The 11,295-nt window shown below is 28.1% G+C and carries 8 protein-coding genes; all 8 read right to left on the bottom strand.

Features of this window, described 5'->3' with window-relative positions:
* A partial coding sequence (locus CAMP5053_RS07725) for an autotransporter outer membrane beta-barrel domain-containing protein (RefSeq protein WP_337217595.1) occupies positions 1–2,061 on the bottom strand: 2,061 nt, incomplete at its 3' end.
* 92 nt (positions 2,062–2,153) lie between these two features.
* Positions 2,154–5,168, bottom strand: a complete 3,015-nt coding sequence (locus CAMP5053_RS07720; protein WP_261544791.1) for an efflux RND transporter permease subunit — start codon at positions 5,166–5,168, stop codon at positions 2,154–2,156.
* Between the two features lie 2 nt (positions 5,169–5,170).
* Positions 5,171–5,911 carry an efflux RND transporter periplasmic adaptor subunit gene (locus tag CAMP5053_RS07715; protein ID WP_214100341.1) on the bottom strand — a complete coding sequence of 247 codons (741 nt, stop codon included), beginning with the start codon at positions 5,909–5,911 and terminating at the stop codon, positions 5,171–5,173.
* Positions 5,908–7,164 (bottom strand): TolC family protein, encoded by a 1,257-nt coding sequence (locus CAMP5053_RS07710; protein WP_337217594.1) that lies wholly within the window; start codon positions 7,162–7,164, stop codon positions 5,908–5,910. Before CAMP5053_RS07710 ends, CAMP5053_RS07715 begins: the two co-directional genes overlap by 4 nt.
* A 35-nt stretch (positions 7,165–7,199) precedes the next feature.
* The gene (locus CAMP5053_RS07705; RefSeq protein WP_214136353.1) at positions 7,200–7,772 is read right to left on the bottom strand and encodes an anthranilate synthase component II; all 573 of its coding nucleotides are present in this window, start codon (positions 7,770–7,772) and stop codon (positions 7,200–7,202) included.
* Positions 7,769–9,517 carry a bifunctional chorismate-binding protein/class IV aminotransferase gene (locus tag CAMP5053_RS07700; RefSeq protein ID WP_337217593.1) on the bottom strand — a complete coding sequence of 583 codons (1,749 nt, stop codon included), beginning with the start codon at positions 9,515–9,517 and terminating at the stop codon, positions 7,769–7,771. The genes CAMP5053_RS07705 and CAMP5053_RS07700 overlap by 4 nt, the downstream gene beginning before the upstream one ends.
* A gap of 8 nt (positions 9,518–9,525) precedes the next feature.
* On the bottom strand, positions 9,526–10,437 hold the full coding sequence (locus CAMP5053_RS07695; RefSeq protein ID WP_337217592.1) for an AEC family transporter: 912 nt from the start codon (positions 10,435–10,437) through the stop codon (positions 9,526–9,528).
* A 16-nt stretch (positions 10,438–10,453) separates the two neighbouring features.
* Positions 10,454–11,188, bottom strand: coding sequence for a flagellar type III secretion system pore protein FliP (gene fliP, locus CAMP5053_RS07690; RefSeq protein WP_087700482.1), 735 nt, complete (start codon positions 11,186–11,188; stop codon positions 10,454–10,456).
* Positions 11,189–11,295 lie beyond the last annotated feature (107 nt).

Genomic DNA, 11,295 nt, shown 5'->3' with positions numbered 1-11,295 from the left:
ATCACTTTTTACACTAGGTAATGCTACACCGTTTAAACTTGCTACAAAATCATCTCCATTATTCATTACATATTGTTCTATTTTTGGAGTGATAAATAGATATGATTCTTCATTCATATATTTTCTAAGTTCAGCGCCAAGTTCCAATGAAATAGAATTGTTGCTAGCGCTATTGACATCTTTTCCTGCTATGCCATTTTCTTTATAGCTTGGAGTATGTGCATAGTAGTAGTTTGCTCCAGCGAAAGGCTTGATAAATAAAGTATTATCACTAAAATCAAAAACATATCCCATATTAGCACTCAAACCGAAGAATTTTCTATTAAAATCAGCACTATTTGTAGTGTTAAATCCTCTATTTACAATATCTTGATCTGTAGGAGAAATTTGAGCATAGGCTTTAACATTAACTTCTACTTTTGGACTTATATAGATATTAGAATAAGCTCCAAATTGGAAGTTATCTGATTTTTGGGTTAAAAGATTATCTTTTATTTCAGCATTTGCATAAGTAAAATAAGCTCCAATAATAACATCATCATTGACTTTTCTATCCATACCTATAGTGGCTCCATATAAAGCACCGCTATCCCCATCTATGATGTTTGCACCACCTATTACATTACCCCAAATGCTGTTATTATAATTATCAACATAATTTCCTCTATAATCATTAGTAGCAAATCTTATTTGAGATAATTTTGTAGCATAATTTCCATAAGGATTATTTAACATAGCTACACGAGAACCTATAGATACATCATTTGATACATTGATAGTCGAGTTTATACCTGATGAGGCTTGATTTACATTTGAGATAGATTTAGCTGAATCTTTTATATCATTTGCTACTTGTTCCCCGACTTTATCAAATTTAATACTACCTATTGCATTAAAATCTTTACCGAGTGCAAGTCCATCTAAAATTTTAGAAACAAAGTCTTTGTTAGAAGTTGAAACACTAGAATCGTTTTTAATATAATCATCATTAGAGATTTCTCCATTTTCAGCATTGCTAATCATATCTTGAATTTGTTTTATTTGTTCATCAATTTTTGCAATGGCTTCGTCTATTTTTTCTATATTAACACCTTCTTCATCTTTGGCATCTTCTAAATCAGTTTTAATTAATTCTAGATATTTTTTATCACTTTCTAAAACCATCTTGTTGTTATTTACATTTTCATTTGCACCACCACTAATTAAAAGCTTATTATCTTTTGTAGAAAGTTCATAATCAACAAAATCTTTTACATCTATAGCTCTTACAATTTCATAACTAAGTCCTAAATCTTTGCTGCTCATACCTACAATGTTTTCAAAATTTTTACTTATGTTTGCACTAGCTTTGTTTGAGCTTGTTATATCTTCATTAAATCCTTCGCTTGCACCCATGAAAACATAATTATTTAAAGCTAAATCACCAAAGCTTGTTGTTCCTATGGAAAAGTTTGAATTTGTGATATTTGCTTTACCATTTATTTGTATGTGGTTTTGACTTTTATTGCCACCTATGGTAAATAGAGTAGATTGATCTGCTGTAAAATTTCCATTTACTTCAAGAGAGCCTTGTAGGCCATGTCCATCGGCGATTAAAATAGCTGAAGATTTTATATCATCTAAAACACCCTCTGCAGGATTAGATGAACCTTTTATACTAAAATCTCCATTTACGATGGATTTTCCATCTAAGCTTTGAAATATCACATCTGTTGCCTCAGTTTTTTTAGCATTAATGGTATAGTTTGTTACATAACTAGCACCTTCTGAAGTATTTTTAAAAGTAAGGTTGTTGGAACCTAAGTTAATATTTACTCTTGAGAGATCTTTAAATTCATCGTTAGCTATAGCATTAGCTAAGTCTGTGTAGGAAAGATTTAGAGTTAAATCACCATTAGTATGATCTGTTTTTAAGTTGAAATTTCTACCATCACTAGTTTCAAAATACTGATTCATAGTGCCATCTGTTATGGTAATTTCTTGTGCTAAGATAGCACTGCTTAATAATGCACTAATACCAACTCCCATTAAAACTTTACTTGTGCAATAAGAAAGTTTCATTTGATTACTCCTTATAAATTTAAATTGAAAAAAGCAATTATACCCCCCCCCATAAATTTAAGTTTAAAGTAAATGAGATTTTCAAAAAGTAATTAAATTTTCTCTCTTTGGTAGATTTTTTTAATTTTCACATCTAAATTATGAGCAAATTTAAATAAAGCTGGCACTACTAAAAGTGTAAGTAAGGTTGAGCTAATAAGACCAAATATAATAGCAATGGCCATAGGAGAATTTCCTTCAAAGCCAGAACCCCTTGAAAGTGCTAGTGGAAGCATGGAAAAAATCATCGCAAAGGTTGTCATTAAAATGGCTCTTAAACGACTTTTTCCTGCATAAATTAGTGCTTTTTCTACTTCCATGCCTTCATCACATTTTTTATTAGCTACATCTACTAATAATATAGCATTTTTTCCTACCATTCCAAAAAGCAAAATAATAGCTACAAGCACAAATAAAGAAAAGTGGTTTCCTGTGATAAAAATTCCAAAACAAGCTCCACCAAAAGCCAAAGGCATGCTTATCATGATGATTAAAGGAAGTATTAAACTTGAATACAAAGAAGCAAGGATTAAATAAATCAAAATCATCCCCAAAGATATAGAAAATAAAAACCCACTAATGGTGTCATCTAAAAAGTCCAAAAAACCAGAATAAGCAAAAGATAGGTCATTGTTTCCTAAAATATAAGCTAAATTGGACTCAAAAATTTTTCTTACTTCACCTAAAGAAATGTTTTCTATGCTTGAAGTGAGTTTTATACTAGTAGTTTTATTGTGTCTATTAATTAAAGAAAGATCTTTTTTATAAGAAAAGCTAGCAATACTAGCAAGCTTTATACTTTCATTGTTATGATTTTTAAGTTCTATTAGCTCTAAACTGGTTGGATTTTGTTTAAAAGCTTCATCAAAGCTAAGGATAATTTCATCTTTAAAATTTTTATAATCCATATTTCCAACGCTTAAATTTCCAAATGAATAAGCCAAGACATAAGCAAGTTCTTGAGGATTAATACCAAGTTTGGCAGCTTTTTCTCTATTGATATTAATAGCAATTTCTTCTTTTAAATCCCCTTCATTATCATCTATAGCAACAAAACCTTCGTGTTTTAAAAACACTTCTTTCATTCTATTAATAGCTTCTTTTATTAGCTTTAAATCATCACCTAAAATTTGAATTTGAACTGGATCTTCAATGCCTGCTCCTTCTATTTTAGGGAGTTCTAAAACTTTTATTTTTAAGTCTTTATAGGAGTTTAATTTTTCTTGAAAAAGGCTAATAAGCTTAGGTTGTCTGAATTTTCTTTCATTTAAAGGTTTTAATTTTACATAAATTTTTGCTTTTTTAATTTCCTTTGCGTCATTATATCCTATAAGTAAATATGCATAAGCAACATTTGGATCTTGCTTTATATTTTCATATACTTTTAAACTTTTTGCCTTCATAGCTTCTAAAGATAGGTCGTTTTTACTTTCTAATAAGACTTGTATTTCACTATCTTCTTCTATAGGTAGAAAATCTAAGCCTATTTTAGGAGCTAAAGAAAAACATAAAATAATTATAATAAGCGTTGATAGGATAAATTTAATCTTATTAGCTAAAACTTTATAAAGTAGCTTTTCATAAAATAAGTCAAGTTTTATAAATAAAAATTCACTTTTTTTATAAAATGTACTTTCACTAGTATTTAAAAATCTAGCACTTAAGGTAGGTACTAAAAATACACTTACAAGATAGCTTATAATTACCCCAGAAGCAACACTAGTAGCTAATACATTAAAAAATAAACCAGGAACTGAATTCATATAAGCAATAGGTATAAACACACACAATAAAACCGCACTAATGCTTAAAACGCTAAAGCCTATTTCTTTAATCCCTTCAAATGAAGCTTGTAAAGGAGGGAGTGTTTTTGCTTTTTTGGCTATACTTTCAATGATAACTATAGCATCATCTATAAAAATTCCTATACTTAAAGTAAGAGCTATGATGGTTAAGCGATTAATATCATAACCTAAAAGATTAATGAGAAAAAAACTAGAAATAATTGAAGTTGGTAAAACAATAAAAGCTAAAATAGTCGCACTGATATTTCTTAAAAATACATATACTATTAAAAGTGTTAAAATCACGCCAAAAACCATATCAAAAATAACTTGATTGATATGTTTTAAGATGTTTTGGCTCTTATCATAAACTATTTTAATTTCTACCTCATTGCCTGCTATTGTTTGCAGTGTTTTTAAGGAATTTTTGATATTTTCTATAACTTTTAAGGAATTATAACCAGAAATTTTATTAAGCTCAAGCAACACCCCATCTTTTGTATCAAGCATTGCAAATTGCTTTTGATCTTCTAAGCCATAGCTAATATTTGCTATATCTTTTAAAAATATTCCACTAAAAATACGTATATTTTCTAGCTCTTTTAAATTTTGTGCTTCAAAATATCCTTTGATGGTGAAATTATCTTTTGAATTTTCAAACTCACCTAGATATTGTTTAAAATTATGGCTTTGGATGATTTTAGCTACATCAAGTGCATTAATGTGGTATTTTTGTAAGGCATTAGGCAAGAGTTTGATTTGAACTTGTGGTTTTAAAAAGGCTATATCATTGATCGTTCCAACTCCTGAAATTTTCTGTAAAAATGGTTTTATATCATTGTCAATTTTTCGCATAAGTTTTAAATGATCTTTGGAACTTAAAAATAATGATACAACAGATCCTGCATCAGGGGATATTTTTTCTAAGGTTGGCTTTGCTGGAAGATTGATGGTATTAAGTTTATCTCTAATATCGTTTGCAGCTACTTCTAAGTTTTTGCCTAATTCAAATTCAACAACAGAAATAGAAAAATTATTATAACTTGTAGAATTGATATTTTTTATCCCTTGTACATCTGAAATTGCATTTTCTATTTCTTTGGTTATTTTAGATTCTATGAATTTTAAATCTCCATTAGCGGTTGTGGTGATTTTAATCAAAGGAATATCTACTTTTGGATAAAGATTAATAGGCATACTAAAAATAGAAAAAGTACCAAAAATCACCAAAGCGATAAAAAACATCAAAACAGCAATAGGATTGTTAATAGCAAAACGATACAAGATTAATCCTTGGTGATGATTTTTCCTTCTCCAAAAGAACCTGGAGTAAAGTTTAAGGCTTCAACTTCTGCATAAATTTTTCGTGTTTTTATGTCTATACTTGGATAAATAAGTGTAATTTTGCCTTGATATTCTTTTTCATCTGAGTCTATTTTATAAATAAAAATATCACCAACTTTTACCTTATCTTTAAATTTTTCATCAAAACTTAAAAGCAATTTTACTTTTGGATAAGAAAAAAATTCAAATAAAACATGAGAAATTCCCCTAGCTCCATCTCCTATGTCAATATATTTGTTAGAAATAATCCCATCATAAGGGGCTTTTAGAGTTTTTTTATCAATTAAGTCTTTATAATATTGTATATTTAAAAAAGCTTTTTGCTGCAGACTTTGTGCTTTTTGAAACTCAAATAAAACATTTTCATAGCTTTGCTTGTCTATAACTTCTTGTACCTTTTTAAATTTTTCCAAAGAACTTTTAGCATGTTCTAGTGCAAGAGTGGCAAGTTTGTATTCATTTTGTGCTAATTTTAAGGCTATTTGCTCGCTAGAATCTTCAAGTTTAAGTAAAAGTTGATCTTTTTTTATCTTATCATTAACATTCACATAAATTGCCTTAACTATACCAGCACTTTGCAAGGATAATTTTGATTGATTTTGTGCGAGCACATCAAAACTAGCATAAATTTCTTCAGCTTTTAAAGTGAGTAAAGAAAATAAAATTAAAAATACTAATTTCATTCTAAAACCTTTGTTTTTATATCAATTCCAGCTGTAAAATAATACCTTGCTTTTGTGATTTCATATTCATTTTTAGCTAGTTCAAGCTGACTTTGACTTTTGTATTTTAATTCTAATGCATTTAGGTATTCTACATATGAGCAAAGTCCTGCAGTGTATTTTTTCTCAATGGCCTCAAAAGCTAAATTAGCTGCTTTGAGGCTCGCATTTAATGCTTTTATTTTAACTTTAGAAATTTCAATTTCTTGTAAAAGATTATCAAGTTCTATATCTACTTTTCTTTTAGTTTTTTCAAGCTCTAATTGAGTGATTTTGCTTGTATATTTTTGAGCTTCTAGAGCTTTTTGATTAGCACCAAAATCAAAAATTTTCCACTCAAAAGCTAAAATAAAACGATTGCTTTGTCCATGTTCTTTTAGAAAGCTTTCGCTTGTTGATTTTAGCTCATGCGGTAATTTAGGATTGTAGTTCATATCATAAAAACTAAAACTATTTTGTAAAAATATTTTTGGAAACAACTCAGCTCTAGCAGAGTCTATTTTTAAATTTTCTAAATTTAATTTTTCTTGCATAAGGGCTATTTCATAGCTTTTGTTTTTTTCTACACTTGGTTCTTGTAAAATATTTTGAAAAGAAGGTGTAAAATGCGTTCTACTAAGATTATAAATTTCATTTTTTAATTCATATAGTTTTAATTCATTTTGAGCTAATTCATAAGTGCTTAACTCAAATTTTGCTCTTATGCTTTCAAGCTCACTTTGGCTAGCAAGTCCAGCTTGGTAAAAATTTTCTAAGCGCTTGAGTTGATTTTGCAGAGCGATTTCTTTTTGTTTATCACTTGCTATAATACTTTCTAAACTAAGATAATTAAAATACAAAACACTAGCACTAAGTGCCATATAATTTGCCATGTTTTCTTTTTCAAGATGAGCAAGTTGTTTTAGACTTTGCATGCTAGCGATTTTTGCTTCTCTATTACCTCCATCAAAAAGTAAAAATTTAAGCGAAAGGGTACTCATTAGACTTTCTTGAGGTTCTATGATAAAGCGATCTTTGTTTGAGCCAAGATAAGAAACACCTAAATGTAAACTTGGTAAATAAGCATTTTGCACACTTTCTTGTTCTAAAATACTTTTTGAAAATTGGAGTTGTTTTTGTAAGTAATTTTCATTGTTTAAACTTAAATCTATAAATTCTTTAAGATTGTTAGCTAGCAAAAATAAGGGCAAGAAAAGTAGATATAAAATTTTCATTTTTAAACTTTTTGTTTTATTATAGAAAATATAACTTAAAGTAATGATAAAGCAAGAAAATTTTTAAGTAGCTTTTTGCCATTTTGACTTAGTATGGCTTCAGGGTGGAATTGAACCCCGTAAATATCGTATTTTTTATGTTTTAAAGCCATGATGATATTATCTTCACTATGGGCTAAAATTTCACATTTTTTACCTATATGGCTAACATAAAGAGAGTGATATAAACAAATTTTAAAATTTTGCTCAAGATTTTTAAAAAGAGGGTTTGGTTTAAATTTTATAGTTTTTACCTTACCATGAGTTGGGTTTGGAAGTTTAGAAATTTTACCACCAAAAACATGTGCTATACATTGATGTCCTAGACAAATTCCAAGAATTTTTTTATCTTTTTTAAAATATTTTATAGCTTTGAAACTTAACTTTGATTCTTTGGGTGAATTTGGTCCAGGGGAGATTAAAAGATGAGTAAAATCATATTTTTTAAGTTTTTTGGGGTTTTTAAATTTATCGTTTTTGATGATTTTATAAGCAATATTTAATTCTTTTAAATAAAAGGCTATGGTGTAGGTAAAAGAATCATAATTATCTATAATCAAAACTTTCATAAAAACACCTTTTTTAAGCCTCTTAAAGAATTTATAGTATAAATTTCTTTAGCATTTAAAAGCTCATTTTTAGTGATATCTTTTTCTTTGATGAGTTTATGTTTTAAGAGTGCTTGTCTATAAATGCCATTGAGGCAGTTTTTAGCATAAGGGGTAAAATACTCATCATTTAAATTTATGATAATGTTAGTTCTTGAACCTTCACAAAGTATGCTTTTTTCATCAAAAAAAACTATATCATAGCAAATGTTTTCTTTCCATAGATATGAATTTGCTTCATATAAACTACGCAGAGAAGTTTTATGGTGTGTTAAAAGATTTACTTTTACGATGTCTTTACTTATGAGTAGTTTTTTGCTTGAATTTTCTTGTATATTGTTAAAATCAAACTCATAAAGGCCATTTTTGAAAAGTTTTAGTTTAATAGCTTTTGAACCTTTTTGAGTAAAATTACTTTTTGTAAAAAAATGATGATGGTTGAAAACAAAATTGTTAAAATTTTGTAAAGATTTAAAATGGAATTTTTTATCTTTACTCTCTAGTATATTTTTAAAATCATGTATTAATCTTTGAGTATCAAAGCCAAAAAATTTAGCTGAGTTTAAAATTCTTTGTAAATGTTCTTTGAAAAATAAAATAGAATGGTTTTTATAATACATTGTTTCAAATAAATAAAAGTTAGGTTCTAAAATTTTGCTTTTTAGTTTTAATTCTTCAAATTCATCTTGTTTTTGTGAGTCCCACACAAGCCCACTTCCCACACCATATCTTAAAAAATCATCATTATTTTTTTTCTCTAAAGTGCGTATGGCTACGCTAAATTTTGCTTTGTTTTTATGGATTAAACCTATCGCTCCACAATAAATCCCGCGTTTTCTTTGCTCTAAATTTTCTATGAGTTTAATGGTTTCTATTTTAGGTGCACCTGTGATGGATCCACATGGGAAAAGGGCTTTGAAAATTTTAAAATAATCATTTTCTTGTTTTAATTTTCCGCTTATTTTTGAAATGAGTTGGTGTAAGGTAGGGTAGGTTTTAACCTTAAAAAGTTCGCATTTTAAAGAATGCTTTTTGATGAGTTTTGAAATATCATTGCGTAATAAATCAACTATCATTACATTTTCACTAATGGTTTTTTCATCGCATTTTAAAAAGTTTTTTAGATTTTCATCTTCTTTTGGATTATTTGAGCGTTTGATTGTGCCTTTCATGGGTTTTGTGACGATTTTTTTATTTTTGATTTTAAAAAAAAGCTCAGGTGAAAATGAAGCTAGTTCTAAAAATTCATTTTTCATATAAGCCTTATAAGGGGTATTTTGCTTAGGATAAAGACTTAAAAAACTCTCATACACATTAAGATTTGATTGTAAATGTAATTCTTGAGTGAGATTGATTTGATAACTTTGACCTTTAGCTATAGCTTCTTTGACTTTGTTAAAGTTTTCAAAATACTTTTCTTGGTTTAAATTGGATGAAAAACATGGATAAAAGTCTAAATTTTTTTCTTCACTTATAAAGATTTTTTTTGATTTAAAAGCAAAAAAATACAAAAAAGGCTCTTTGCTTTTATAATTTTTATCTTCTAGATATTTATAAAATTCATATTGAATATAACCTAAAAAATAATATCGATTTTTATATTTTTCTATGATTTTAAAAGCTTTTTTACTTTCTTTTTGAGTATGGGCTTTAAGAGTGAAGGCAAGATCATCATAAAGGTATTTTCCAAATATAGCAAATGCCATTTATATCCTTAGCTTAAAAAATATACCCAAATAGGTAAAGAAATAAAGGCAAAAACTATACCAAAAGCCACAGAACTAACCGCTAAATTTGTATCAAGTTTTGCTTTCATGGTCATTGCTGCAACCATTGTCATAGTAGGCATAGCTGATTCAAGTAAAGCGATGATAGAGCTAGGATTTAATTTGAAATTTAAAAGCTTTAAAAGTGCTAAAAATATTAAAGGTGTGAGTATCATTTTTCCAAAAATGACTATTATAGTTGCTTTATAAGAAGTTTTGATACTTAAAAAGCCTAAATTTAAACCTATGGCAAAAAGTGCTATAGGTGTGGCACTAGCTCCAAGCATACGTAAAGGTTCAAAGATAAAATCAGGAAGCGTGGCAAGTTTAAAACAAAGTCCTAAAATCAAAGCAACAAAAGGAGGAAAAGTAAAAACTTTTTTAAGATTTTGTAAAAAACTTACCTTTTGCTCACTAGCTAAAGATATGATAAAGGGAGCAAGTAGTGCCACTGGCAAAGAAGTAGCAAGTGCATCATAAAGGATAATCTCACCCAAAAAATGAGGATCTTGATAAATTCCACTAATAATAGGTATACCTACAAACAAAGTATTTCCAAAGCTAGAAAGTAAAAAAATACTCACAAGAGTGCTTTTGCTAAATTTAAAACAAAGAGCTAAAAATACACAGCATAATGCTGAAAAAATAGCACAACCCAAACCAAGCAATATAATAACAATCAAAGAAAAATCAAAATTTAAATGATAAGCACGCTCAAAAATCAAGCAAGGCAAGGCAAAAATAATAGCAAAATCTAAAAAAGCACGTGCTTGTTTTTGTTTTAAAATTTTGATTTTTTTGGCAAAATATCCACCAAAAAGTAAGCAAAATATACTAAATAAAGAGGAAAAAACATACATATCTTACTCTAAATTACTAAGTTAAAAAACTTTTGACTAAATTTTGTATGAGCAAATTCCATCCATCTACTAGTACAAAAATAAGTAATTTAAAAGGCATAGAAATCATAACAGGAGGTAGCATCATCATACCCATAGACATTAATACAGAACTTACCACCATATCAATAACTAAAAATGGCAAGAAAAGTAAAAAGCCTATTTCAAAAGCAGTTTTAAGCTCACTTATCATAAAAGCTGGCACTAAAACTGTTAAAGGTACATCATCTATGGTCTTTGGATTTTCTAAATTTCTAATCCTATAAAAAAGTGCTAAGTCTTTTTCTCTAGTATTTTTAAGCATAAAATCTTTAAAAGGTTTAACACCTTTAGCAAAAGCTTCTTCATAGCCTATTTGCTCAGCAATGTATGGTTTTATACCCTCATTGTATGATTTTGTAGCCACAGGCTCCATAATAAAAAAAGTTAAAATTAAAGCCAAAGTTATTAGTATGGTATTTGGTGGCATAGTTTGGGTGCCAAGAGCTGTTCTTAAAAAAGAAAATACTACGACAAGTCTTAAAAATGAAGTCATTACAAAAATAATAGTAGGGGCAAGAGCTAGTATAGTTAAAACTATAACTATGTTTAAGGTTGTTACAAGTTGTTGAGGACTATTTGGGGCACTAAGGCTTAAATTTACAGTTGGTATGGTTGCTTCAGCACCAAAAAGAGTTAAACTTAATAAAAATAAAACTAACAAAACTCTCAAAATTTTTCCTTAGTTAAAATTAGAAGCAGTATTTTAGCAATTTTACTCTTAAAAATGCAATTTATATGATCGAATTAATATTTCATTTTTAAAATGCTAGAGTTATT

It is taken from the genome of Campylobacter sp. S4:11 (assembly GCF_024723695.1).
Lineage (GTDB): Bacteria > Campylobacterota > Campylobacteria > Campylobacterales > Campylobacteraceae > Campylobacter_D > Campylobacter_D jejuni_C.
Note: the sequence above shows the minus strand (reverse complement) of the source record. Positions and strands in the feature narration are given on the sequence as shown.